25 protein-coding genes and 3 pseudogenes are annotated in these 23,090 nt (G+C 64.0%); 16 read left to right on the plus strand and 12 right to left on the minus strand.

Annotated elements, in window-relative coordinates:
• Positions 1-6: 6 nt before the first annotated feature.
• Positions 7-432 carry a PaaI family thioesterase gene (locus RMCN_RS24365; RefSeq protein WP_067394724.1) on the minus strand — a complete coding sequence of 142 codons (426 nt, stop codon included), beginning with the start codon at positions 430-432 and terminating at the stop codon, positions 7-9.
• A 233-nt stretch (positions 433-665) separates the two neighbouring features.
• Here RMCN_RS24365 and cysD point away from each other — a divergent pair, with 233 nt between their 5' ends.
• Genes cysD through RMCN_RS24385 form a run of 4 tightly spaced genes read left to right on the plus strand, consistent with a single transcriptional unit; the run spans position 666 to position 4,688 of the window.
• Positions 666-1,592 carry a sulfate adenylyltransferase subunit CysD gene (cysD, locus tag RMCN_RS24370; protein WP_064347167.1) on the plus strand — a complete coding sequence of 309 codons (927 nt, stop codon included), beginning with the start codon at positions 666-668 and terminating at the stop codon, positions 1,590-1,592.
• Complete coding sequence (gene cysN, locus RMCN_RS24375; RefSeq protein WP_064413559.1) at positions 1,592-3,475, plus strand: sulfate adenylyltransferase subunit CysN; 1,884 nt, start codon at positions 1,592-1,594, stop codon at positions 3,473-3,475. The genes cysD and cysN overlap by 1 nt, the downstream gene beginning before the upstream one ends.
• The gene (locus RMCN_RS24380; protein ID WP_067394728.1) at positions 3,472-4,203 is read left to right on the plus strand and encodes a 3'(2'),5'-bisphosphate nucleotidase CysQ; all 732 of its coding nucleotides are present in this window, start codon (positions 3,472-3,474) and stop codon (positions 4,201-4,203) included. Before cysN ends, RMCN_RS24380 begins: the two co-directional genes overlap by 4 nt.
• Before the next feature lie 8 nt (positions 4,204-4,211).
• A complete protein-coding gene (locus RMCN_RS24385) occupies positions 4,212-4,688 on the plus strand; it encodes an Rrf2 family transcriptional regulator (RefSeq protein WP_067394730.1) in 477 nt (158 codons plus the stop codon).
• Between the two features lie 9 nt (positions 4,689-4,697).
• Here RMCN_RS24385 and RMCN_RS24390 read toward each other — a convergent pair whose 3' ends face one another.
• Complete coding sequence (locus tag RMCN_RS24390) at positions 4,698-5,090, minus strand: VOC family protein (protein ID WP_067394733.1); 393 nt, start codon at positions 5,088-5,090, stop codon at positions 4,698-4,700.
• Positions 5,091-5,144: 54 nt separating this feature from the next.
• On the opposite strand from RMCN_RS24390, the gene RMCN_RS24395 reads away from it, so the two are divergent.
• On the plus strand, positions 5,145-6,158 hold the full coding sequence (locus tag RMCN_RS24395) for a nitronate monooxygenase (RefSeq protein WP_165604477.1): 1,014 nt from the start codon (positions 5,145-5,147) through the stop codon (positions 6,156-6,158).
• A 4-nt stretch (positions 6,159-6,162) separates the two neighbouring features.
• Here RMCN_RS24395 and RMCN_RS24400 read toward each other — a convergent pair whose 3' ends face one another.
• A complete protein-coding gene (locus RMCN_RS24400; protein WP_064413564.1) occupies positions 6,163-6,582 on the minus strand; it encodes a VOC family protein in 420 nt (139 codons plus the stop codon).
• A 47-nt stretch (positions 6,583-6,629) separates the two neighbouring features.
• Here RMCN_RS24400 and RMCN_RS24405 point away from each other — a divergent pair, with 47 nt between their 5' ends.
• Positions 6,630-7,514: an LLM class flavin-dependent oxidoreductase gene (locus tag RMCN_RS24405; RefSeq protein WP_067394739.1), complete on the plus strand. Its 885-nt coding sequence runs from the start codon at positions 6,630-6,632 to the stop codon at positions 7,512-7,514.
• Between the two features lie 136 nt (positions 7,515-7,650).
• Positions 7,651-7,905, plus strand: coding sequence for a hypothetical protein (locus tag RMCN_RS24410; protein ID WP_064347169.1), 255 nt, complete (start codon positions 7,651-7,653; stop codon positions 7,903-7,905).
• Between the two features lie 13 nt (positions 7,906-7,918).
• On the opposite strand, the gene RMCN_RS24415 is transcribed toward RMCN_RS24410, so the two are convergent.
• Positions 7,919-8,362, minus strand: coding sequence for a nuclear transport factor 2 family protein (locus RMCN_RS24415; RefSeq protein WP_067394743.1), 444 nt, complete (start codon positions 8,360-8,362; stop codon positions 7,919-7,921).
• 75 nt (positions 8,363-8,437) lie between these two features.
• Between RMCN_RS24415 and RMCN_RS24420 the strand changes: the two genes are divergently transcribed.
• A complete protein-coding gene (locus RMCN_RS24420; protein WP_067394745.1) occupies positions 8,438-9,328 on the plus strand; it encodes an SDR family NAD(P)-dependent oxidoreductase in 891 nt (296 codons plus the stop codon).
• A 185-nt stretch (positions 9,329-9,513) separates the two neighbouring features.
• Here the strand turns inward: RMCN_RS24420 and RMCN_RS31615 are convergent.
• Positions 9,514-10,341: pseudogene (locus RMCN_RS31615) on the minus strand (flavin monoamine oxidase family protein); the annotation flags it as partial.
• Between the two features lie 170 nt (positions 10,342-10,511).
• Positions 10,512-10,832: pseudogene (locus RMCN_RS31900) on the minus strand (FAD-dependent oxidoreductase); the annotation flags it as partial.
• A 231-nt stretch (positions 10,833-11,063) separates the two neighbouring features.
• Here RMCN_RS31900 and RMCN_RS24440 point away from each other — a divergent pair.
• Positions 11,064-13,115, plus strand: coding sequence for a hypothetical protein (locus RMCN_RS24440; RefSeq protein WP_067394748.1), 2,052 nt, complete (start codon positions 11,064-11,066; stop codon positions 13,113-13,115).
• A 107-nt stretch (positions 13,116-13,222) separates the two neighbouring features.
• Here the strand turns inward: RMCN_RS24440 and RMCN_RS24445 are convergent, their stop codons facing one another.
• Complete coding sequence (locus RMCN_RS24445; protein WP_067394751.1) at positions 13,223-13,501, minus strand: hypothetical protein; 279 nt, start codon at positions 13,499-13,501, stop codon at positions 13,223-13,225.
• A 156-nt stretch (positions 13,502-13,657) separates the two neighbouring features.
• Entirely contained in the window at positions 13,658-14,020 is a 363-nt protein-coding gene (locus tag RMCN_RS24450) for a DUF732 domain-containing protein (protein ID WP_067394754.1), read from the minus strand.
• Between the two features lie 2,142 nt (positions 14,021-16,162).
• On the opposite strand from RMCN_RS24450, the pseudogene RMCN_RS24455 reads away from it, so the two are divergent.
• The 3 genes and pseudogenes from RMCN_RS24455 (at position 16,163) to RMCN_RS30880 (ending at position 19,242) form a co-directional block, all read left to right on the plus strand.
• A pseudogene (locus RMCN_RS24455) lies at positions 16,163-16,630 on the plus strand (ArsI/CadI family heavy metal resistance metalloenzyme).
• A gap of 504 nt (positions 16,631-17,134) precedes the next feature.
• Entirely contained in the window at positions 17,135-17,755 is a 621-nt protein-coding gene (locus tag RMCN_RS24460) for a hypothetical protein (RefSeq protein ID WP_067394757.1), read from the plus strand.
• Positions 17,752-19,242 carry a hypothetical protein gene (locus RMCN_RS30880; RefSeq protein ID WP_131808600.1) on the plus strand — a complete coding sequence of 497 codons (1,491 nt, stop codon included), beginning with the start codon at positions 17,752-17,754 and terminating at the stop codon, positions 19,240-19,242. The genes RMCN_RS24460 and RMCN_RS30880 overlap by 4 nt, the downstream gene beginning before the upstream one ends.
• Positions 19,243-19,392: 150 nt before the next feature.
• Here RMCN_RS30880 and RMCN_RS24465 read toward each other — a convergent pair whose 3' ends face one another.
• Positions 19,393-19,695, minus strand: a complete 303-nt coding sequence (locus RMCN_RS24465) for a hypothetical protein (RefSeq protein WP_067394760.1) — start codon at positions 19,693-19,695, stop codon at positions 19,393-19,395.
• Between the two features lie 14 nt (positions 19,696-19,709).
• Entirely contained in the window at positions 19,710-19,946 is a 237-nt protein-coding gene (locus RMCN_RS24470) for a DNA-binding protein (protein WP_234787772.1), read from the minus strand.
• Positions 19,947-20,254: 308 nt separating this feature from the next.
• Here RMCN_RS24470 and RMCN_RS24475 point away from each other — a divergent pair, with 308 nt between their 5' ends.
• The 4 genes from RMCN_RS24475 to RMCN_RS24490 all read left to right on the plus strand — a co-directional run bounded on the left by RMCN_RS24475 (position 20,255) and on the right by RMCN_RS24490 (position 22,748).
• Positions 20,255-20,548, plus strand: a complete 294-nt coding sequence (locus RMCN_RS24475) for a hypothetical protein (protein WP_067394763.1) — start codon at positions 20,255-20,257, stop codon at positions 20,546-20,548.
• 714 nt (positions 20,549-21,262) lie between these two features.
• Entirely contained in the window at positions 21,263-21,337 is a 75-nt protein-coding gene (locus RMCN_RS32125) for an excalibur calcium-binding domain-containing protein (RefSeq protein ID WP_305802314.1), read from the plus strand.
• 72 nt (positions 21,338-21,409) lie between these two features.
• Complete coding sequence (locus tag RMCN_RS24485; protein ID WP_131808601.1) at positions 21,410-22,150, plus strand: hypothetical protein; 741 nt, start codon at positions 21,410-21,412, stop codon at positions 22,148-22,150.
• The gene (locus RMCN_RS24490) at positions 22,134-22,748 is read left to right on the plus strand and encodes an MreC domain-containing protein (RefSeq protein WP_067394769.1); all 615 of its coding nucleotides are present in this window, start codon (positions 22,134-22,136) and stop codon (positions 22,746-22,748) included. The genes RMCN_RS24485 and RMCN_RS24490 overlap by 17 nt, the downstream gene beginning before the upstream one ends.
• Here RMCN_RS24490 and RMCN_RS31905 read toward each other — a convergent pair.
• Together RMCN_RS31905 and RMCN_RS32130 are read right to left on the minus strand one after the other, a co-directional pair.
• A complete protein-coding gene (locus RMCN_RS31905) occupies positions 22,745-22,876 on the minus strand; it encodes a hypothetical protein (protein ID WP_263987666.1) in 132 nt (43 codons plus the stop codon). The two genes, RMCN_RS24490 and RMCN_RS31905, sit on opposite strands and share 4 nt — an antisense overlap.
• Positions 22,873-23,061, minus strand: coding sequence for a helix-turn-helix domain-containing protein (locus tag RMCN_RS32130; protein ID WP_263987665.1), 189 nt, complete (start codon positions 23,059-23,061; stop codon positions 22,873-22,875). Before RMCN_RS32130 ends, RMCN_RS31905 begins: the two co-directional genes overlap by 4 nt.
• Positions 23,062-23,090 lie beyond the last annotated feature (29 nt).

The raw sequence follows: 23,090 nt of genomic DNA on the forward strand, positions 1-23,090 counted from the left end.
TGTGCGCTAACCGACTTTGTAGGTTGCGATCGCCTTCGCCACGGCATCACCGTCGGCGGTCACGACGTCGACCTCGCAGTTCACCAACGTCCTGCCACGGCGCAGCACCCGCCCGATCGCGACCAGGTCACACGCTCGGGCGGGTGCCAGGAACTGCATCGACATCGATGTGGTGACCCCGCGCAGTGACTCCGGCACCGCGGCCCGCGACCACGCCGCGGCCATCACCGCAACGTCGGCCAACGCCGCGATCGCACCGCCGTGCACCATGTCGCCGACCGTCACGTTCGACGCGTCCCACGGCAGGCGCAACCGGACCTCGTCGCCGTCGAGTCGCTCGGCGACGATGCCGAGTTTGGCGACGAATGGGGACTGCGGAATGAAAAGCGCCATGACATCGGCACCCGATCGGGGCGGGGAAGTGGTGGTCATGGGTCGAGTATCGGCACGGCGCGACATGAGGCAACTACCTCGCGGGTAAGTGCTGAGCGCACGTTCGCGGCGCCTCGAGCGTGCGCAAGCCGTCGAATTCTGGCGGCATGTCGTGTGCAAACACGCACCGTCGCGCAGAAAGCGACGGGCGTTGACACCCCGGGCGACAGCGGTGTCTAATACCGGGTAATGATCGTAAATATGGTCATTCCTACCAACTTTACGAGGAAATGATGACGGCCACCACCGAACAAGTCCATGCCGGGCGCTACGAACTCAGCCATCTGAGGTCCCTGGAAGCCGAGGCCATTCACATCATCCGCGAGGTCGCCGCGGAGTTCGAGCGGCCCGTGCTGCTGTTCTCCGGCGGCAAGGACTCCATCGTGATGCTGCATCTGGCGCTCAAGGCGTTCCGCCCGGGCCGGCTGCCATTCCCGGTGATGCACGTCGACACGGGCCACAACTTCGACGAGGTTCTGCAGACCCGTGACGAGCTCGTCGAGGAGTTCGGCGTCCGGCTGGTCGTGGCCAAGGTGCAGGACGACATCGACGCCGGGCGCGTGGTCGAGACGATCCCGTCGCGCAACCCGCTGCAGACGGTGACCCTGCTGCGCGCGATCCGCGAGAACAAGTTCGACGCCGCGTTCGGCGGTGCTCGCCGCGACGAGGAGAAGGCACGCGCCAAGGAACGGGTGTTCTCCTTCCGCGACGAGTTCGGCCAATGGGATCCGAAGGCCCAGCGGCCCGAGCTGTGGAACCTCTACAACGGCCGCCACCACAAGGGCGAGCACATCCGCGTGTTCCCCCTGTCGAACTGGACCGAATTCGACATCTGGTCCTACATCGGCGCCGAGAAGATCAAGTTGCCGTCGATCTACTACGCCCACCGCCGCAAGGTGTTCGAGCGCGACGGCATGCTGCTGGCCGTACACAAGTACCTACAGCCGCGCAAGGACGAGCAGATCATCGAGAAGACCGTGCGGTTCCGCACCGTCGGCGACGTCACCTGCACCGGCTGCGTGGAGTCGCACGCCGCAACGGTTTCCGAGGTGATCGCCGAGACGGCGGTCTCACGGCTCACCGAACGCGGTGCCACCCGCGCCGACGACCGCATCTCCGAGGCCGGAATGGAAGACCGCAAGCGGGAGGGGTATTTCTGATGACTCGCACCGCCGAACGCGGCGCCACCACCCGGCCCGCCGCGACGCTGCTGCGGATCGCCACCGCCGGATCCGTCGACGACGGCAAGTCGACCCTGATCGGGCGGCTGCTCTTCGACTCCAAGGCCGTCATGGAAGACCAACTGGCCTCCGTCGAGCGGACTTCCAAGGAACGCGGTCACGACTACACGGATCTGGCGTTGGTGACCGACGGCCTGCGGGCCGAGCGTGAACAGGGCATCACGATCGACGTCGCGTACCGCTACTTCGCTACGCCCAAGCGCAAATTCATCATCGCCGACACTCCCGGCCACATTCAGTACACCCGCAACATGGTGACGGGAACCTCCACCGCGCAATTGGCGATCGTCCTGGTCGACGCGCGCCACGGGTTGCTCGAGCAGTCCCGCCGCCATGCGTTCCTGGCATCGCTGCTCGGCATCCGGCACATCGTCCTCGCCGTCAACAAGATGGACCTGATCGGCTGGGACAGAGAGCGGTTCGAGAAGATCCGCGACGATTTCCACGACTTCGCCGCGCGCCTGGACATCCACGACGTGACGACGATTCCGCTGTCGGCGCTCAACGGAGACAACGTCGTCACCAAATCCGACAAGACGCCGTGGTACGAAGGTCCGCCGCTGCTGAGCCATCTCGAAGAGGTGTACATCGCCGGTGACCGCAACCTCGTCGACGTGCGGTTCCCGGTCCAGTATGTGATCCGCCCGCAGTCGCTGGAGCATCACGACCATCGCAGCTATGCGGGCACGGTCGCCAGCGGAGTGATGAAGGTCGGCGACGACGTCGTCGTGCTGCCCACCGGCCTGACGTCGCGGATCGCGGCGATCGAGGGGCCCAGCGGACCGATCGATGAGGCATTCCCCCCGATGGCGGTGGCGATCAGCCTCACCGACGACATCGACATCTCGCGCGGCGATCTCATCGCCCGGCCGAACAACCAACCGCGGGTGGCCCAGGAGTTCGACGCCACCGTCTGCTGGATGGCCGACGGCTCCGCCCTCGAACCCGGCCGCGACTACGTCATCAAGCACACCACCCGCACCACGCGGACGCGGGTCACGGCGTTGGACTACCGCCTCGACGTCAACACGCTGCACCGGGACAAGGAAGTCACCGCGCTCAAACTCAATGAGCTGGGCCGTATCTCGCTGCGCACACAACAACCGTTGCTGCTCGACGAGTACAGCCGCAACGCCACCACCGGCTCGTTCATCCTGATCGACCCGAACACCAACGGCACGGTCGCCGCGGGCATGATCCTGCCGCAGGTGACCGCCCGCACCTCGAGCCCCAACACCGTCAGGCACGAGTCGCTGTGCAAGGCCGAGGACCGGCTGAGCAAGGGCCGGACGGTGTGGTTCACCGGCCTGTCGGGCTCGGGCAAGTCGTCGGTGGCGATGCTCGTCGAGCAGAAGCTGATCGAAAAAGGCGTTCCCGCTTACGTTCTCGACGGCGACAACCTGCGTCACGGCCTCAACGCCGACCTCGGATTTTCGATGGCCGACCGCGCCGAGAACCAGCGCAGGCTCGCTCATGTGGCCGCGATCCTCGCCGATTCCGGGCAGGTTGTGCTGGTGCCCGCGATCAGCCCGCTCGAGGAACACCGTGCCCTCGCGCGACAAGTGACCACCGAGGCCGGGCTCGACTTCTTCGAGGTGTTCTGCGACACCCCGCTGGAGGACTGCGAGCGACGCGATCCGAAAGGCTTGTACGCCAAGGCGCGCGCCGGGAAGATCACCCACTTCACCGGTATCGACAGCCCCTATCAACGGCCCAAGAACCCCGACCTGAGGTTGACGCCCGACCGCGATCCCGAGGAGCTGGCTCAGATGGTGATCGATCTGCTGGAACGCGGGCAGTGAGCGATCACGAGCTCGCCGCGCGGCTGGCGACGGCGGCCGGAAGGCTCCTGCTCGACATCCGGCAAGAGCTCGCGGATGCCACACCACAGGAGCGAAAGGCTGCCGGGGACAAGCGGTCCCACGACTTGCTGACCGAGGCGCTGGCGGCTGAGCGGCCGGACGATGCGGTGCTGTCGGAGGAGGGCGCCGACGACCCTGTGCGCTTGACCGCCGAACGTGTCTGGATCGTCGACCCCCTCGACGGTACCCGGGAGTTCTCCGAACTCGGACGCGACGACTGGGCGGTGCACGTTGCGCTCTGGGCAGCAGGAGACCTGGTCGCCGGGGCGGTCGCGCTACCGGCGCAGGGCATCACGCTGGCCACCCCCACGGTCACCCCTCCGCCGGCGCAACCCGAAACCCCGCGAATCGTCGTGTCCCGCACCCGGCCGCCGGCGATCGCGCTCGCGGTGCGCGACGCGCTGGGCGGCACGTTGGTGGAGATGGGCTCGGCCGGAGCGAAGGTCGCCTCCGTCGTGCAGGGTCTCTCGGATGTGTACGTGCACGCCGGAGGCCAGTACGAGTGGGACTCGGCGGCCCCGGTCGCCGTCGCCCGCGCCGCCGGACTGCACACCTCCCGCATCGACGGCTCGCCGCTGCGCTACAACCGGCCCGATCCGCTGTTGCCCGACCTGGTGGTGTGCCGGCCCGAACTGGCCGAGGCCGTGCTCGCCGTCACGCGTGATTGACTGAATCCATGCGCATGTCGGCCAAAGCGGAGTACGCCGTCCGCGCGATGGTGCAACTGGCCACCGCCGCCGACGGCGTCCTCGTCACCACCGACGACCTCGCCAAAGCACAGGGCATTCCGCCGCAGTTCCTCGTCGACATCCTGTCTGCGCTACGCACCGACCGCCTCGTGCGCAGCCACCGCGGCCGCGAGGGCGGCTACGAGTTGGCCCGCCCGGCGAAGGACATCAGCATCGCCGACGTGTTGCGCTGCATCGACGGACCCCTTGCCAGCGTCCGTGACATCGGTCTGGGGGACCTGCCCTATACGGGCCCGACGACGCCGCTGACCGACGTCTGGCGTGCGCTGCGCGCGAGCATGCGATCGGTGCTCGAACAGACCAGCGTCGCCGACGTGGCCGCCGATGCGCTGCCCAAGCACGTCCGCAAGCTCGCCGACGACTACCGCGATCAGGAGACCAAGCGCGGCCACTCGCTCAACTGATGACGCGGGTCAGTCCGCGCCGGATCCGTAGGGGCGGGTGATGATCTCGAGGTAGTGGCCCGACGGATCCCGGAAGTAGACTCCGCGACCGCCGTCGTTGTGGTTGATCTCGCCGGGGCGCATGCCGCGCGGGTCCGCCCAGTGCTGCAGACCTCGCGCCACGATGCGGTCATAGATCTCAGAGAACTCGTCGTCGGACACCAGGAATGCGTAGTGCTGCGGGCGGATCTCCTCATCCGGGCCGACTTGGGCGTAATCGAGGCTGGCGTCGTGCGCCAGGTCCACGACCAGAAAATGGCCGAACTCCCGGGCAGGGGGCAACCCGAACAACTCGGTGAAGAACCGGGCCGACTCCTCGCGGTCCTTGGTGGCCACGATGGTGTGGTTGAACGTGATGGCCATACCGATTCAGTCAACCACCGCGGTGGCGACCCGACAACGATGCACGATGGACCCGTGCCGTTCGACTTCTCAGACCTCGAACATCCCGTCATCGTGGCCCCGATGGCCGGTGGCCCCTCCACCCCGGAACTCGCCGCGGCCGGCACCGACGCGGGCGGCCTGGGTTTCGTCGCCGCCGGTTACCTGACCGCCGAGGCGTTCGGCGAACGCCTCACCGCGGCGCAGCGCCTGACAACCGGTCCGGTGGGCGCCAACCTGTTCGCATCGCAACCCAGCGCGGCCGACCCCGAGGCCATCGCGCGTTATGCGCAGGCGCTCACCCGCGACGCCGAACGCTACGGCGCCACACTCGGGGAACCCCGGTTCGACGACGACGCCTGGGCGGCCAAGATCGACGTCCTGCTCGACCTGCGACCCGCGGTGGCGTCGTTCACCTTCGGCCTGCCCAGCGCCCACGAGATCCAGCGGTTGCGCGCGGCCGGCATCACCACGGTGGGCACCGTGACCACGCTCGCCGAAGCGCAGCAGGCGGTCGCCCGCGGCGTCGATGCGGTGGCCGCGCAGGGCCCCGGCGCCGGAGGTCACCGCGGCACCTTCGACCCGACCGCCCGGCCGTCAGAGGTCCCGCTGGACGACCTGCTGGCATCGGTGATGGCCAACGTCGACGTGCCCGTCGTCGCGGCGGGAGGTCTCATGACCGCCGAGGACGTCGCGCGGGTCCGGCACGTGGGCGCGGTGGCCGCACAACTGGGCACCGCGTTCCTGCTCGCCGACGAGGCGGGCAGCAGCGCCGTGCACCGTGCGGCGTTGCAGGATGGTGAGTTCACCGAAACCGTTGTGACGAAGGCGTTCTCGGGTCGTTACGCGCGCGGCTTGCGGAACCGGTTCGTCGACGATCACGAAGACGAGGCGCCGTTGGGATATCCCGAGGTGCACTACCTGACCAGCCCGTTGCGGGCGGCGGCGGTACGGGCGGGCGATCCGCACGGGGTGAATGTGTGGGCGGGCACCGGATTTCGCGCGGCCGCACCGGGTTCGGCGGCCGACATCATCGGCAGGCTCACCTGAGGCGTCACTTCGGGGCGGTCAACTCCAACGCGATGTTGTCCGGATCGCGGAATTCGAGGATGTACATCGGCCCGATGTCCTTGATCGGCTCATGCTCGACGCCGAGAGAATCGAGATGGCTTTCCGCGGAGTCGAGTTCGTCTTTGCTGGTCAACCGGAACGCGACGTGGTCGAGACCCGTGCGGTTCTCGTCGAAGGCGTCGGTGCTCATGGCCGCCGGTCGCAAGCCCACAAGCACACCACCGAGGTCGTAGATGACGCCGCCGTACAGGAAGCTGAGCGCCTGGCGGGTTGCCGCGTCGGCGCCCTCGGGAAGTTCGATGAACACGCTCCAGCCGAACACGGCCTCGTAGAACTCGCGCGACCGCTCGATGTCGGTCACGGTCAGCCGGATGTGCGCGACGGACGTGGTGGTGATCGCCATGTCCCCATGCTGCCAGCCGTGCCAGAATCGCCGTCGTGCAAATCGGGATGACGCTGCCTGTCATGGAAGCCGACCTTGATGCCGAGACGCTCCAGGGGTGGGCTCGGGTGATCGACGGCGGGCCCTTCTCGTCGCTGTGCTGGGGTGAGCGCATCGCGTTCGACAACCCGCACTCGCTGACGTTGCTCGGCGCGGTCGCCGCATGGACGGAGCGGGTTCGCCTCGTGACCACCGTGGTGGTCCCGCAGCTGCACGACCCCGTGATGCTGGCCAAGGCGCTGGCCACCGGCGACATGCTCTGCGGCGGCCGGTTGACGGTCGGTCTCGGTGTCGGCGGCAGGGAGGAGGACTACCGCGCGGTCGGCGCGGACCCGGCCGGGCAGACCATGCGCGGGATGGCCGATCGCGTCGCGGTGATGCGCAGGGTCTGGGCGGGTGAGAAGGTCACCGAATCCGTCCTGCCGGTGGGCCCGACGCCGGTGCAGCCCGGCGGCCCGAGGTTGCTGGTCGGCACGATCGGGCCCAAGACGGTGCGCAGCGCCGCACAGTGGGCCGACGGGCTGGCGGGTACGACGCTCGATCTGGACGTCGACAGGCAGAACGAGCTGTTCGATGTCGCCCGCGCCGCCTGGGCCGACGCCGGTAAGCCCGCACCGCACCTGGCCACGTCGTTCTGGTTCGCGATCGGCGAGGGTGACCAACCGCGCGAGCAGGTACACCGGCATCTGCGGCGCTACATGAACTGGATCCCCGCCGACGTGGTCGATGCGATGGCGCCTGCGACGGGCTGGGCGGGCACTGAACGAGAACTGCTCGACGTCTTGCGCCGGTTCCACGACATCGGCACCGACGAGATTCATCTGATTCCAACCAGTTCAGATGTCGACCAGGTGCGCAGGGTCGCTGACGTCGTCAACGAATTCGCGCCGTAGGGCGATTGGCGGCCGCACTCGCCGCAGTGGCAGGATGGGACCGTCGGGGAAGTCGTGAGGGCCCGGTCGCGTTGGAACGCACTATCGAGCGTCCGTTGCGGCGGAGGGCAGACAGCCGAGAGGAATCACGATGACGATGACAGTCAGGAAAAAGATCGCGACCACAGCCGTGATGGCCGGCGCCTTTGCATTCGCGTCCGTCGGTGTGGGCGCGGGCCAGGCGATGGCCCACGACGACTGGTGGTGGGAACCGCCGGGCCCGGTGCATGTCCACGTTCCGAAGGTCCCGCCGGTGCACATCCACGTGCCGAAGCCGCCGCCGCCCGGACATATCGCCCACATACCCGGTGTCCCGCCGCCAGGGCACTGGAACAAGCCGTGGAAGTGGTGAAGCTCGGCCGCCTCTAGAACTTGAGGTGGTGGCTGGTGTCGCCGACCTGGTCGACGAACATGGTGCGACTGTCGAAGCACCATGTGCCGTCGACGCGGTGGAAGGTGTCGCGGTAGCGGCCGGTCACGATGACCTGCAGTGGCAGATCGGGTGTGGCCTGTGTGACGCAGTAGTAGGCGCTACCGCGGCCCGTTCCGGCGTCCTCGTCGACGTGAACCGTCACATTCGTGGTGAAGTGCTTGGTCTTGGGAGTGCCGTCGTCATACAGACGCACCGCCATCTCGAACATCTGCCGCACCCGGGTCGCGCCCTCGAAAACCGTGTCCGGTGGCCCGTTCTCGACGGCGTGGATCCGACCGTGGGTGAACAGTGCGCCGACACCGTCGAAATCGCCGGAATCGATTCGCTCGGCGTAGGCGTAGACGAGATTCTCGATCTCGCGGGCGGAGTCGCTCATCGGCGAGAAGACAACCAGCGCCGATGCGTGGTGTCAACGAAGGTGAGGCTCGGCCGCATCGCCTAACCTCACACGGTGGCTACGAATTGGTCGCCGAGCCGGCTCGGCAATCTGAGCGGAAAACGGATCATCGTCACGGGGGCCACCAACGGAGTCGGTCTGGCGACGGCGCGCGCGCTGGTCGGTGCCGGCGCGCACGTGATCCTGGCGGTTCGCAACCCCGAGTTGGGCGCACAACGAGCCGCTGAGATGGGCGGCGCAACGACGGTGATCAAACTCGACCTGGCCGATCAGTCGTCGGTGCACGCCTTCCCCGATCTGCTCGAGGGTGACGTCGACATCCTCATCAACAACGCGGGCCTCGTCGCGCAGAACCGAGGCCAAACCGTGGACGGCTTCGAGACGACGCTCGGCACCAACTTCCTGGGACCGTTCGCGTTGACCAACCTGCTCTTCGGGCGGGTGCGCTCGAAGATCATCAACGTGGGCTCGGATGCGCACAAATCGGCGAGCATCAACTTCGACGACCCGCACCTGCGCTCCAGCAAATGGTCGGCGTTCCCGGCGTACGCCCGCTCGAAGCTGGCCGTGATGCTGTGGGGCCTCGAACTCGACCGCCGGCTGCGGGAGGCCGGCTCACCGATCACCAGCTTCCTGACACACCCCGGCTGGGTGGCGTCGAATCTGTCGAACGTCTCCGAGAAGCCGGCGATGGCCGCATTCCACGCAGTGGTCAAGGCGGCGGCCCGGGTGCTCGCCAACGACCTCGACGCGGGCGCGGCACCGACGCTGTACTGCATCACCGAGCCGATTCCGCCCGGCAGCTACGTCGGCATCGACAGCAGGTACGGCTTGAAGGGTGCGCCGACGTTGAGCGGCCGGGGCGCGGTCGCCTGCGATTACGATGACGCCAGAAGGCTCTGGGAGTTCGCCGAGAAGGAAACCGGTACAAGCCTGCCGGTCTGAGCCGGCTAAGGGATCTTCCGATACCAGTGCGACGTAGGCGGGTCGATGGAGGAAGCCCGGGCGGTTGACCGAGCTCAGCACGAGACTGATGACCTTCTCGAGCGGTTGCGGTCCGCGCGCGGCGCACTCGAGGAGGCCGAGCGCGAACTACAACGGAGCCACCGCGACGATCGCGCATCAAGCGGTTAACCGAGAATCCGGTCTGCTTCGCGTATTCCGCTGAGATAGGCGCCGTGGACGGTGCCGAAGAACTCCGGATTCGTGGCTTCTCCGGCGAACAGGAGTCGTTCGCCGACGGGCTCACCGAGAGCGCTCATGTCATCCGGACTCGATCCGACCGCGATGAAGCTGTACGACCCGAGGCTGTAGGGGTCTGTGCCCCAACGGGTGACAATCGATCTCGTCGGCTCGGGGGCATCCAGTGCGTTGATGACCTGCGCGACCGCATCCCCGTCCGGCAGCGCCTCGCGTGACCATGCGGCTTGCCCCGAGCGCAACCCGATCAGGATCGGCTTGTCCGACAGCAGCAGACCGTTGACCAGGTCGCTGACGGGTTGATCTGGGCCGACGAGTCCGATCATCGGACGTGTGCGAGGCCAGAACGGTTGGTCGAACGCGAGCACCACCTTGTTGAGCAGGCCGAAGCCCAGGCGACCGATGGCGTCGCGTTTCGGTTGTGGCAGTGGGGGATCGAATGCGATGGCATCGGCTTTGAGGACGCCGAGAGGTACGGTCACGATGACGCGGTCGGCGGTCACCGGACCGGCGGAGGTGTCGATGTGTACCTCGCGGTCGTCGTGGGTGATTCGCCGGACAACGGTGTTCTGCCGAATCTCGAGGCCGCGGGCAAGGTGTTGTGACAGTTGTGTGTAGCCGCCAGGGAGCAGCACATCAGGACCGTCCATCTCGCCGTCGCTGCCAAACCACCGCAGCGACAACTGGATTGATCGGCGGCATACTCGCCGGTGATCTGGGACGCCACGATCCATGAGATCAGTGGATCGTTCATGTCGGCGACCTCGGCGAGCCCATCGGCGACCGAGGCGCTGCCGGCGGCGTTCGCGCTGAGTTCGTCGAGACCGACGGCGATCCTGTCCGACTCGGTCAACAGGCCTGCCCTGGCATCGGAAGCGACCTCGCGGCCATTGTCGAACAACGCGAAGTCATCGAAGTCGGTGTCGACGGTTCCGGCTCCGATGGCGTCGGCCAGTTCGGTGATCGGATTCCCTTGTGTGCCATGGATCCACGACGCGCCGATGTCGACCGGTACGCCCAGTGAAGCGTCGGTTCTGGTGCGGCCGCCGATCCGGTCGCGCGCTTCGAGCACGGTGACGCGTACTCCGGCGTCCGCCAGTCGGCGTGCGGCCGCGAGTCCGGCGAATCCGGCGCCGACGATCGCGACATGTTCGCCGTCCGCTCGGTTTCCCTCACTGCACGCGGACAGCAACGCGGCCGCTGTGATCAAGCCTGCGCCGCAGATGAACTCGCGGCGACCGACGATCATGATCGTGACGATATCCGCGCAACCCACGTTCGGTCGTCGAATCGCGGACGCAGGTGTCGGGGGTGGTGTCGCGTTTTGCCAGCTAACACCGGATCTCACCGGCCGTCTTCACCGACGCGAAGCAGCTTTCACACGAGGGGTTTGAAGCCGCGAAGAAGTGGGTAGGCCGGCTGAATTAACGATCTTGACAATAGCGGTGTTCGGTGAAGTAGGTTTGAAGGGACTGGTCAGATGACTGGCAACCACCGGAACATGGGTCGCCCCTCGAAGTTCGCCGTCGCCGGCGCCGCCACTGTCGCGGCGACGGCCCTGACTGTCGCCATCGCCGCACCCAAACCCCCTGTCAACGCGGATGTCGCGCTTGCCGCATCCACCGGTCCCTACACCGAGGCCGTCACGGGCGGGGCGCGGGCCATGGACAGCGCCCTGGTCTTCGCGGGCGCCTTCGGCGGCGCCGCCGCGGCGTTCTGGAACCCGATTGCCGGATGGTCGGGCGGCTGGCTGCCCACCTTCACCGCACGCACCACGCAAAAAGATCTGACCACCACCGAAGGTCTACTGGCGGCCTCGTCCTCGGCGACCGGCCTGGACGTCGTGCCCGGCATCTCGGGGGACGCCACGGTGATGGTCATCGCCGCCACCGCTGAAACGCTGAGCCCGGGCGCCGGAGACGAGGTGGAGGCCGTGGCCGACACCGTGTTGTTGCCGCTCGCGAGCATCAAGAGCGTCATCGACGCGCTCAACGCCCTCAACCAGGCGCCGGGGGTGGGCCGACAGATCGCCGGTGTCCCGACAGTTGAAGACGTGCTCGACGTGATCGGCTTGACGGCGACACAGACCGAGTTCGTGACGACCTTCAACTGGCCACTGTTTGCAGCCAGCGGCAAGACCAGTCTCGGCAGCACGTTCATCCAGCTGCCCAGCCACACCGCAGCCGGTCTGGTCAACCGGATCAGCGACCGGATCACCGTTGCCGGCGTCTCGCTTTCGGATGCGCCTCCGGAGGTGCAGAAGCTCGTCGGTGACACCCTCGCGCCGCTCGACGACGTCGTCTCCACGCCGACGTTGACCGCGTGGATTCCCGCCGGATCAGGTTCGTACCGTGCGCTGGGCGGGTCGCTCGGGTTGCTGGCCGCGGCGCCGATCGTGGTCGTCGGGCCGGTTGATGCATTGTCGAAAGTTCCGCTGCCGGCGGGCCTGCCCAACCTCGGATCCGAGACTGTGGTCGCCGTTCCGATCGCCGCCGAAGGTGCGGAACTGCCGTACGGCATCTCGTCGTTCGGAGTCGTCGCCATGCCGGCGGTGATCACTCCTGCAGGGGCGGTGGTGAGCCCGCCGATCCTGGCGTCGTACACGCGCCAGAGCACTCCGTCGACAACTTATGTCGGAACGGACGGCATCGCTTACAACAGTGGGAGCACCGTCGGCTTGCTGTTGACGTCGCTGGGGCCCGTGCCCGTCGTGTACTCGCTCGGCTCGGTCAATGCAGGCACTTCGGGAGCAGGGGTCACCGGCCCGTCCTTGTTCGGTGTCTCGACGGTGCCGACGACCCAGGTGGGCACCGCGCCGGGGGGACAATCGCTCGACGGTCCGGTCAGCGAAGCCCTCACGAACCTGGGCGTCGCCAACAACCGCACGCCGGTGAGCACCGCTCTGCGCGCTCCGCTCAGCAGCACCCTCGGGCCGTTGAACCCCCAGATCGAAAAGGCGCTCAACGGAGTCTTCGGCCCGGCCGTCAAAGAGCTTGCGCAGCAGATGGTCGCATTGAATGAAGTGCTGACGCAGACCTCGCAAGCGGTCGAAGAGGCGACACAACCGGTCGAGGAGTTGGGCAAGCCGCTGCCGCCTGCCACGCCGGCGGCACCTGCGCCCGCACCGGCCCTTCCGGGCAACCTGCTCGCGGCCCCGGCGCCGGTCGTGTCGAACACCACCGCCGCCGTGGCGAATGTCGCGGAGAATCTGAACCTTCCGCCGGCCGATTCGGCACCACGGACGCGTCCGCGGTTGAACGTCATCACCGGCACGGGGAACCCGGGTGGGCCGACGACGATCGGAAACGGCCGCACGTCTGGTGGCCCCGGTGGCGCGAACGCACCGGGTGATCTTCGCTCGACGGTCCAGAACACGACGGGCGGGCTGCGCTCGACGGTCCAGGACGCGCCGAAGAAGGTCACCGACGCGGTGAGCGGCACCGTCAAGTCGGTGACCGACAAGGTCAGCGACGCGGTGAGCGGCACCGTCGGCGGCCTCGGCAAGCTGGGTGGAGGCGGAGACGACGGCTGAGCCGTCAGTTGTCCGGGGAGTTAATTGTCTCCCCGCTGACCCACCGTGAGTCATCCCCGCAAACAGGCTGCACAGCCGGGCGATGGCGCACGGGGGCGACCCCCGGGTTACGGGGTCGGCGTCGGCCAGGACGTTGGGTATGGCGTTCTGGGTTGATATTCCCTCGTCGCTGGCGGCATTGGATAGGCCGTCGTCAGCGTCGGGTAATCGTCCGGAGTCGTTGTCGGTGTCGAGTAGCTCGGCGTCGAGTTGAAAGCATCCGAGAACGCATCGCGAATCTCGGACTTGAGGAATTCGACGTATAGCAGCAGGCCGAGAAACACACCGAGCGTGATGGCCGCGACTAAGGCCAGCCATCGGCCGATTGTCGCCAAGCCGTCGCCCACCCCTTCGACTAATTCGCGACTTGTTGGCTCGCCGCGGCGCGGTGAATTTTTTGGCCCACTAGGTGGCACCACTCTTATCCCTCTGCTCGTGCGCATCTGACGAAATGGAAGCTTGCGGTTACATATAGGCGCCCGCCAGCGAACGGGACGTGCTTGCTAAATGCGCCCGGTCTCAGCGCTATACGCCGGACAGTAGGCGGCAGTCGCACCTTTGACGATCCAAGTGGCGTTGTACCTCGGATTGCGAACGCCCCACATGTTCAGGTCTCCCACTACCGCCCCACTGACGATGGGAGAGTCTTTGCCCTGTTCGAACATGTCACAGACCATATGACCAGTTGCGATCAGTTCGTTTCGGTCATAGTCGTCGACGTCAAAACCTGTACTGCTCAGGTACGCGAGGCCATCGAGAAATCGCGAATCTGCGTCGTCGGCCGAAGCGAGAGCGGCGGGGCCCGCTACGACCGCTCCCGCAGTAAGACCTCCGAGCAAAATGGCGGCGAGCTTGAAGGTTGTCATTCATTCCTTTCTGTTCGCGATGTGTTGTTGTGGGCCAACCCCATTGGAACCGCTAGGCGCTAGCTAGCCAATATTGCCGCCAGGGGGCGCTACCCAAGATCCATCGGAACAGAGCAGCGGGCGACCATCTGGTGCTTGCGCGAGTGAGCCGTATCCCGTGGGGCAGTATGAGACCTCGGGAGTGCAGCAGCGCGAACCGATGGTTCGGACCCCGGCGAGTGTCGCGGACCTTGACCACTTGCCGGTCTTTCCTCCGTCGAACGACACACAAGCCAAGTACAAGCCGTTCGGGTCGAATCCGAAGGTATAGCGGGTCCAGTTATTGCAGGGCTGTGTTTCTACGCCATCCTGCATACCGGGAACGATCTGGCACTGCGGATTATCCGCGTGGCAAGCAGCGGGAACCGCATTTGCAAGTGCTGCACCGCCGAGTGCAGCACCAGTCGTGAATAGAGCTAGCCCGAGAACCCCTGCACCGACCATCAAGCCGCGCCTACTCATCACTACCCGCCAGCTCAGCCGACTTATGAGGCCTCTCATCAATCGGAATGCGCATAATCTCCCCCTGGACGATCTTGACTCGTATGGTCGTGTAGCCAGATGCGAACGCGGTCAAGCCCCTTTACGCCGCGTGCGAGTTGACGCTATGCCAAAGGAGAAGCAAAGGAATCCGGAATTTCCCTATTTCGCGTTTGCTGGACCCTGCTGCCACGGATCGAGGCGTTCGTGGCACCTACCGCTCATGAGCGGTCGAGTTCGCTGATCAGATCCCCCCGGTCCCTGCCCATGTCCGGAAGTTCAAGAACAGCAGCCGTCAGGCCGGGCGTGCGAGCCCGCACTTATATTGCACACGAGTGGTAGAGCAAGGTCTGAGGCTTGCCTCCGGCAGGATTCGAACCCACCGTTTGGGTGTGGCTGTCTCATGAAACCGCAAGACAGTTCCGTTGAACCCGTCCGAGCAGAGATTCCCCTCTCTGCGATGGCCTGTATTTCGTTGAAATCCCGATATGCGATCACTCGCTGCAGCGCCTCCATGTGCGCCGGCGAAAGACTGCCGAACCAGGTGTACAGGCACAGAAGCATCCCCGCGCCGAGCATCCCTTCGACCCGTCCGCTCCGAGGTGCAATGCCAGTGGCTTGCATCTCTTCAAAAAGCTGCTGCTGCTCGGCGTCAGCTTCGGATCGGGTCCGGAGTCCCGCACGTCAGCGCGGACGGGGCTGCAGTCATCGCGACGGCCAGCATGCCCGCTGCGGCAATCGATGGCAGTCTCCGGCGAAGGCTCACTGTTGGGGCTTCCTCTATGTCGTCGTCCTGGGGCGAAGCTTCATGCGAGCACCGCACTTTCGACAGGGGACGACGTCAGAATCACCGGGCACATGCTGCACTTCGCCGCAATCGAAGCAGCGCACCTTTCGCGGCTCCAATGCCTTCGGCGGTGCGACGTAACCGGGAGTAGAGTTCGCAATTTTGCACTGCCAGCATTCGAACTGTGCCTGGCCAGCCGGTACATTCTGAACCGCATTGCATCGATAACAGCGGGTCGCAACCATCCCGGCCGGAACGCTCTGCATTGGTCCCCGCTGGGATAAGCAGGCGGCGATGATCAAGCCGAGAATTCCGAGCAAACCGCCAAGAAGCAGTCCCTCCATCACCCCGCGACCCTTGGCGTTCGTGATTACGGCTCCGACGCCGGCGCAGGCCAGCCACACGAGAATGATCAGTTCCACGGTCATTACCCCCTTGCGCCAGATCACGGGGCGGCGCGTCCGCGCGGGTTGCGCTCCCACATCTTCGACAAGCCGGTGCGCGCCCCCGCGCGCTCTTAGCCACGCTACGAGCCTGCAGTCATGAAGGAATCAGGGGTTTCCCTATATCTTCGATCACGTCTACGAGAGGAATGCTCGAACGGTCCTGAGGCGTCAGCATCGAAAGAGCCTTGGTTTGGACGGCATCGAACCAGGCTGCTATCCAACGAGTTGAACAGCTGAGCGGCACCGTCGAGTCGACACCGACAAGATCAGTGACGCGGTCAGCGACGCTGTCGGGGGCGTCGGCGAACTGGCAAGAAAGATAGCGTCGACGGCTAACCGGCGCTGAAAGCATTGTGATACAGCGGCTTACAGTCGGCTATGGAGGTCACCATGTCCCGCGTTCAACTGGCACTCAACGTCGATGACCTCGACGAGGCGGTCACGTTCTACTCGAAGCTGTTCGACACGGCACCCGCAAAGCTCAAAGAGGAATACGCCAACTTCGCCGTCGCCGATCCGCCGCTCAAGGTCGTGCTGCTGGAAAACCCCGGCAAGGGCGGCACCATCAATCACCTCGGTGTCGAGGTGGAATCCAGCGAGACGGTCCATGCCGAAATGGCGCGGCTGACGGGGGAGGGCCTGTTCACCGACGAATAGATCGGCACGACCTGTTCCTTCGCCAAACAGGACAAGGTCTGGGTCACCGGCCCGGCCGACGAGAAGTGGGAGATCTACACCGTCCTGGCTGACTCCGAGACCTTCGGCAGCAGCCCGCAGCGCCGTGACACGGGCGTCGAAGACGACTTGTGCTGCGGTGCGACAGCACGCGGCGGCGAAGTGGCAGCTTCTTGCTGCTGACCGTGAACCGCAGGATCAGCACGGTCAGCCGACAGCTGCTCGCCTAGTTTGTCGGAAGCGCTCTGCTGGTGACGGTGTCGTCGGGTCAGGAGCGTGACCGGAACGGACGGTTCGCGAAGACCTGCAGCTGGTCTCCGCGGGTGAAGCGTACCCACGCAGGTCTTTCGCGGGTCGGCGCGGCAGAATGCGAAGGTTGGTCGCGCCGGCCCTGGGAGGGGCGTACACGGGGTTCCGCGCTGGTCGAACTCAAGCCGCGCAAGGGCTGGGCGCGCTACCACGTCGATGTGAGCGCCGGTCGTCGCATTTCCTACGGACTGGCTGAAGTCGTACAGCTTGTCGGTTGCGCCTTCATCGGTCCGACTTGTCGTGGCGGGGAGTTACCTTTGGCCGGCAAGGCCGTGCCCTGGCTGCACCGGCAAAGAGGACACGACCGGGAAAGCCGTGTGAGTAATAGGGGGTGACGTAGCCTACAGCGAATGAGCGCGCAGACGTGGTGGAGCATCTGTGGCGGGTGAGTCTGAACAGAGCAAGGGGCGGGTAGGTGCACTCCTTGCGAAGCGGTGGCTCGATCGGACCACCAGAGTCCGGGCGGACTGGGTAAATCCCGACCGAGTCGCAAAAACGAAGCTGACGCTAAAGAAGGCTCACTACGAAACGGTTCAAGATGTGTTCTCGTTTGATCTTGGCGGCCAATTCCGAGAAGGGGACTTCGAAGGAGAGACGTTTCTTGCCGAATGCAAGAACTACGAGAAATCGCAGGATCTACCGAAGCATTTTCGAGCGTTTCTTGCGCACTGCTACCGAGCGGTGTCGATCGGTCACTTCATGGCAGATCACTTCTTCTGGATAGCTTTCGCGCCGCACGGGGGTACCTTATGGGAGGAGATCGCCAGTCCGGATAAAGTGCGAGCCGCGGTCATCCATAAGGATTTGCGCGACGTCAACTTCACGCCAGAGCAGAACCCAGACGATTTGTATGATTCTCAGATTGGCGAAACGGTGTCAGACCGAATTTGGATGCTCATCCTTTCGGAGAGACAAGTCGAACATTTGACGCTTTCTCAAAAGCATCACGGCGTAATCGAAGAATATATCATCAATAATGCAAAGGAGATCGAGCGGTGACCACCTATAGTGACATACTGGCTGCCGCGGATATTACCGAATCAGGTGAGGCTGTCAGCCGCATCAAACAGCTCGCAGCCCAAACTTTGCAAGAGGCTGACGCCGACATGCGATTGCTAGCCACAGAACACTTTAACCACTCGTACCTTCCCGACTTCGTGATGCGTTGGCCCAACCGCCCTCAGCGTTTCGTTTTTCTGCGCGCTTCTTCGTACCCCGATGAGATTGCGGATGACGTCGTCCGGCTAGCGGACCGCCACCCCATTTTTGTGCAGCTCAGCGAGTTTGTGCCGTACGCCGATCAGCCGCTTCGTCAATCGCTCGATCTCCTTTCCCGATCTGCCGGAGATCGTAAGAGTCTCGTCGCGAGCGTGCCGGCGATCGGCTTGTTGGACGATTCGCCCCGAACTGGGAAGATGTTGTCGTCTTTCGTGATGCGTGGTGGTAGAGGTGTCATAGAAGACTCGGAAGCGGAAACGCTTGCGCAGCGTGTTGAGTCCGGTTTTGATGGAGCATTGCACTCGGATCGCGATAGAACCGCGGACGCGATTCAGGCGGTTGAGAGCGTGCTCGATCCTGCGTCTTCCGTGGAGTTTACTCATCTATTCGAGGCAGCCTGGATTAGCGGAGGAGCGTCGGCAGTCGAATTTCCGGGCGGAGTTACCTCGATCGGCGATAATTTGACTGCAGATCTACTTCGGCAGATGTTAGAAATAGTTCCAGAATCGTTGATAGATTTCTGGGAGCAGATTGGCAACGCCGTTACGCTTGAGTCGTTTGAACGGCTTCACCTCGTTGGCAGTCAACCAAGACTCCAGAATCTAATGCAAACGGCAATTCGTCGACTATCTTCGAACCGGTGTGTCATTCGAAGGACTCAGCGTGCCGATCAGGAAGCCGATCCCTTTATTTGGCAAATCGAAAATGGGTCATTGTCGCTGAGGGGAGGCGGATATCAAGCATGGATTGGAGTTCCAGCTAAGTCTTCGAGCGAACGCGTGACCGAAGAAAGATTCGCGGTCGATTCGCCGCCGTCTTTGTCCAGGCTATCGGCTCGCGCCGAAGAAGCGGGGCTAACTATTTCAGACATCGGTGTCAGTGACTCTGACGGCATCGCGGTTCGTTTCACTTCACCGGGAAGCGGTGATGTTGCAACCAGCGATCTAGTAGAGCGGGTGACAGGAACCGTCGGAGCCCTTGTGCAAGTCAACGAAGTAGTGGCGTTGGTCGAAGGCAAGCGGGTGGATGTCGACTATGCACGAGGTGTTGCCGCTGCCCGCACTAGCGCAAGAGTGTCAGTGCCAGGACTCATATGGAATGGCTGGAATCTACTAGCTGAGACTGACGACTATTCCAGGGAAACGCTTGCTCAAACTTTGAACGGAGCCGATGGTCCCGACGAACAGGTGGACGCGCAGGAGCCAGCGACAGGAGACGAAAGGACGCATCGGGCTGTGCCGCTGACTGACGAGGTCGGCGACGATTAGCTAAATTTCGCGGCGTTACTAGCAGCGTCATGGCCGGAAGCATTCACGAGCCGTCTAACGGTCGACCGCCTCGACGGGGCGTTTATTGTCAATCGCGATCCCTATCGTCCGAGCAAGGTTCGGAGCGAATCTAGGGGAGTGAACCGTGAATCAGATCCCGGCTTGGCTACGGATCACTACGTCGGTCTCGACAACTGTCGGCGTACTCGTCGCGCGACCACAGGGGTGCCAATGAGACGCAGCGCGGTCCGCTATCTGCAGGGCCAAGTCCACCCGGTAGCGCAACACAGGATTATCGCCGGTGCACAGTGCGGTGCGGGTGAACTGGATACGGTCGTTATCGAATACCCGGTGCCCGTGCAGCTGGGCGCAGTAGGGACAGCGGACCGTCACGCGGCCGAAGCACTGCGGGTTGCCGGTGTCGTGTAGCTGCACCGCGAAGATCTCGGCCACTGGAAGCGTATGCATCACAGGCTTTCGACAAGCCGGTCCAGGTCGGTTCGCGACCAGTAGGCCTGTCGGCCGACAATCTTGGGTTTAGGTAACTTGCCGGTGTAGTACGCGTGATACTTCACCGTTTCCACCGTTGCGGTCGTAAACCCCAACGCGTGCAGGTAGCTCACAGCTTCGCGGCCGTCCAGATACTGCTTGAACGGGTCGCCGACTTCGTTGGTGACGGATTGGATGGTTGGTGCTCTAGACACGAGTATTGGGCTCCCTCTGCATTCCGTGAGTTACGTTGGGCGACAATGCCCGCCGCAGCCCACGATACCCCGCGCTGGCCGGACGGCGGACCGTCCAAGGTCGCCTACCGCACCCGAATCACGGTGCGGCATAATGACGTTCACGGGCGTCGGGTCGCCGTGTAAGTTCCCCAGGTCAACTGGCCGAAGTCCCATCTAGGGACGGGCGCAGCCAGCACCGCCGCTGCCTTGCGGGCTGCAACTGCCTTTCAGTCCCGGCCCGCAAGGTTCAGACGGTTCTCCAGTTGAATCTTGTAGGGAGTGACTCAATGACCACATACACCCGGCCCGGGGCCGGTCTGACCGACGTGCACCAACATCTCGCCATGCCGCCGTTCGACGGTGAGGGCCTCGGTATAAACACCGAGGGTGATGTACTCGTCAACACCACCGCCGACGGTGTGGACGTCAACGCCCTATGGTGTGAGGTCCAGTCTGTCCTTTCGGCCTGGAACGCCGAACGCGGCGAAACGGGTTCGGATTTCGGCGGCCTACCGGCCCTGGCTTGCTTGCTGACATTGCGGGCGACCAGCAGGCCCAGCTGCCAACCGCCTTCAAAGTGACGGCCGAATCTGGCCGCGTCGTCATCGAGAGACATAGGTACCCCTAATCAAGGCGCGAGTGAACACGGAAGCCCCGTTTAGTTCACCTACGCCATGGGGGTTCGGGCGCACGGCTCAGTACTGATGGACGTGGCGGGTGAGCGGCCACGTCCGGTCACTGCGTCAGGTCTCCAGCTGGCCCGTGATCGAAACGCCAGTGAAGCCGCAGCACCGGCGACAATACCCTGCATAGGTAGCCACGGCTACTCCTTCTCGGCCTCAACTGCGTAGTTAGACACCGTGGTGTTTGCTGGCTTGATACCTGCTCTGCTATCAGCGGGCCGAAATGCGTTGACCTGCGATGAAAGGTTCGCGCTGTGCCTCATATGTCGAATCGTGCATGTAGCTGGCGGTGCTCCGTTAGAAGATGTCCCGCCGTGGGTGGGGAGTCGATAGGGTCGGGCACCGGGCGTCACGTTGGGCGGCTTGGGCGAAACGAGACACGCGACAGCAACAAGCAGCTAACGTTTGCCAGCGTGGGGAAAGTTGCGACTCTGACCATCGTATTCGCGTTAGCTCTCGCCTTTAGTCCAGTTGCCAACGCCGTTCCCGTACCGCAGCAACAGGGGCTCAGAATGCGACTCAAACTACGAGGGTGCCTGCGTTCCGGCCGGAGCTAGTGATGTCGACTTTGCAGGCGGCAGCGGCAACGGTGCCGAGTATGTGTCCGGCCCGGTGTATGTCGTCGGAGACGACATCTACGAGCTTGACCGCGACGGCGATGGGGTTGCGTGCGAACCGACCAACTGACGGTTCGCTAACGCGGTGCCGCCTGCCGCCGCGCTGCTGTCACGTGTCGCCCGTCGGTGAGATTATGGACACGTGGCTCAGTCCGAGACGGCAGGTACCGACGACGCCGACACTTCCGATGCGGTGCCGGACGACGATGCGGCGGAACCCGCATCCGACAGTTCAGCAGTTGCAGAATCCCCGCCATCTGAGCCGACGCCCTCTAGCGTTCCTATGCAACCGACAGCGTCCCCTAGTCCCGCCACGAAACCGGAGGAACAGCAGGAGCACGGCGATAGGTCGACGATAGTTATTCTCGTAGCGCTCGGCGTCGCGACGATTGCAAGTATCATCGGAGGCCTGGTATTCGGCGACGATACTGCGCTCGGGAAAACATGCGTTATCGCACTAATCCCTGCCTTTTCGATTGCGATTGGCGTAGTCGTACAGCACTGGTATAGCAAACGCGGTTTAGATCAGCAGCTGATGAGTGCCGTCCAGAACGCTATGTACACCACCTTGAACCTCAAGCGGTCCGTAATGTACGTCGATGACCGTCTCGGCGAAGCTCGCGAGCACCTCGAAGACAATCTGGGCTTGGACGCACTGATCGAAGTGGTGCGGGCGAAGACGGCTACCGAGCTTTCGCTGGGCACCGCGCAACAATCGTCGCGTCAGTGGGAATCCATTTCGAAGTCCGGGGCGCAGGCGGCGCAGTCACTGTTTGTCGAGGATGATGACGAGTGGAGACCCAGAATCCGCGAAGGCAACAACCCGAAGTTTGGTGCTTTAGAAGACGAAGAGACGGCAGGCAAAGATGACCGAAGCGCGTAAACCAATCGAAGGCAGTGTCGCCCGAGTCGAGGATCAGTACACGCTCATCATCAATCGCGGTGCCGAACACCGAGTGACGGAGGGCATGGAGTTCGCTGTCATGTCTGATGATGCAGACCAGATCATTGATCCCGAAACCGGCGACGTCATTGGCGAAGAGCCGGGCGAGAAACTGCGCGTACGTGTCTACGAAGTACACCCGAAGTACTCGCGCGCCGAAACGTTCGTCCATGTTGCGCGGCCACCTGTTAGACCTCTGGCATCACTTGCACTCGGCCCGGAGGCCGGCAAAGGATTTGATTTCCTCAAGCTAGCCGGAATCGATGAAATTGGTAGGGACAGTAGGAGCGAGTTCTTCAAACAGCTCGGAGCAATGGGGCCGAGCTCAAAAGCCGCCGAGTCCATTAATAAGGCAATCGCACACGAGATGGCGAACCCGAGTCCCGTTCGGCAACAGATTGCGGGCGCTAAACAGGAACGCGCGAAGAAGGCACCTGCACAGCGCGAAGTCACGGTGAACATCGGCGATAAGGTTGTGGAAATCCTGCCCGAGCCAAATGGCGTTCGCCCTACTTCGAGAAGCAAGGCAGGCGGCTAAGCCTTCCACTTCAGCGGCACTACCGTTCTCGCCTCGACCTGTCCCCTGCCGACCTTCGGTGCCGCTAACTCGTCCTCGTTGATGTAGTCCGCGTGGTGAATTGGCGTCAGCAGCAGGCTGGCGGTCAAGAGTTGTCGATGGTGTGGATTAGGGCCACTAAGTCTCTGGCGTCGATCTTGATCAATCGTCCGATCTTGACGCACCGCAGCTTGCCGTCCGCGATGTACTGGCGAATCGTGCCGGGGGATACTGAGGGGGACCCGTTTGGTGGTCCAGTCGCTATGCGACTTGGGGTTGGTGGGTCGTGGTCCACTGTAGAGCGAACTCGGCTGGGGTGAGTTC

Source organism: Mycolicibacterium novocastrense (assembly GCF_001570485.1).
In the GTDB taxonomy this organism is placed as follows: domain Bacteria; phylum Actinomycetota; class Actinomycetes; order Mycobacteriales; family Mycobacteriaceae; genus Mycobacterium; species Mycobacterium novocastrense.

Bases quoted from the DNA above. Each gene is read 5' to 3' on its own strand.
- RMCN_RS24385 (WP_067394730.1), top strand. From the start codon at position 4,212: ATGCGCATGTCGGCCAAAGCGGAGTACGCCGTCCGCGCGATGGTGCAA.
- cysD (WP_064347167.1), top strand. From the start codon at position 666: ATGACGGCCACCACCGAACAAGTCCATGCCGGGCGCTACGAACTCAGC.
- RMCN_RS24415 (WP_067394743.1), bottom strand. From the start codon at position 8,362: ATGAGCGACTCCGCCCGCGAGATCGAGAATCTCGTCTACGCCTACGCC.
- cysN (WP_064413559.1), top strand. From the start codon at position 1,592: ATGACTCGCACCGCCGAACGCGGCGCCACCACCCGGCCCGCCGCGACG.
- RMCN_RS24400 (WP_064413564.1), bottom strand. From the start codon at position 6,582: ATGGCGATCACCACCACGTCCGTCGCGCACATCCGGCTGACCGTGACC.
- RMCN_RS24440 (WP_067394748.1), top strand. From the start codon at position 11,064: ATGACTGGCAACCACCGGAACATGGGTCGCCCCTCGAAGTTCGCCGTC.
- RMCN_RS24410 (WP_064347169.1), top strand. From the start codon at position 7,651: ATGACAGTCAGGAAAAAGATCGCGACCACAGCCGTGATGGCCGGCGCC.
- RMCN_RS24365 (WP_067394724.1), bottom strand. From the start codon at position 432: ATGACCACCACTTCCCCGCCCCGATCGGGTGCCGATGTCATGGCGCTT.
- RMCN_RS24475 (WP_067394763.1), top strand. From the start codon at position 20,255: ATGACCACATACACCCGGCCCGGGGCCGGTCTGACCGACGTGCACCAA.
- RMCN_RS24405 (WP_067394739.1), top strand. From the start codon at position 6,630: ATGACGCTGCCTGTCATGGAAGCCGACCTTGATGCCGAGACGCTCCAG.
- RMCN_RS24390 (WP_067394733.1), bottom strand. From the start codon at position 5,090: ATGGCCATCACGTTCAACCACACCATCGTGGCCACCAAGGACCGCGAG.
- RMCN_RS24450 (WP_067394754.1), bottom strand. From the start codon at position 14,020: ATGACAACCTTCAAGCTCGCCGCCATTTTGCTCGGAGGTCTTACTGCG.
- RMCN_RS24490 (WP_067394769.1), top strand. From the start codon at position 22,134: ATGACCGAAGCGCGTAAACCAATCGAAGGCAGTGTCGCCCGAGTCGAG.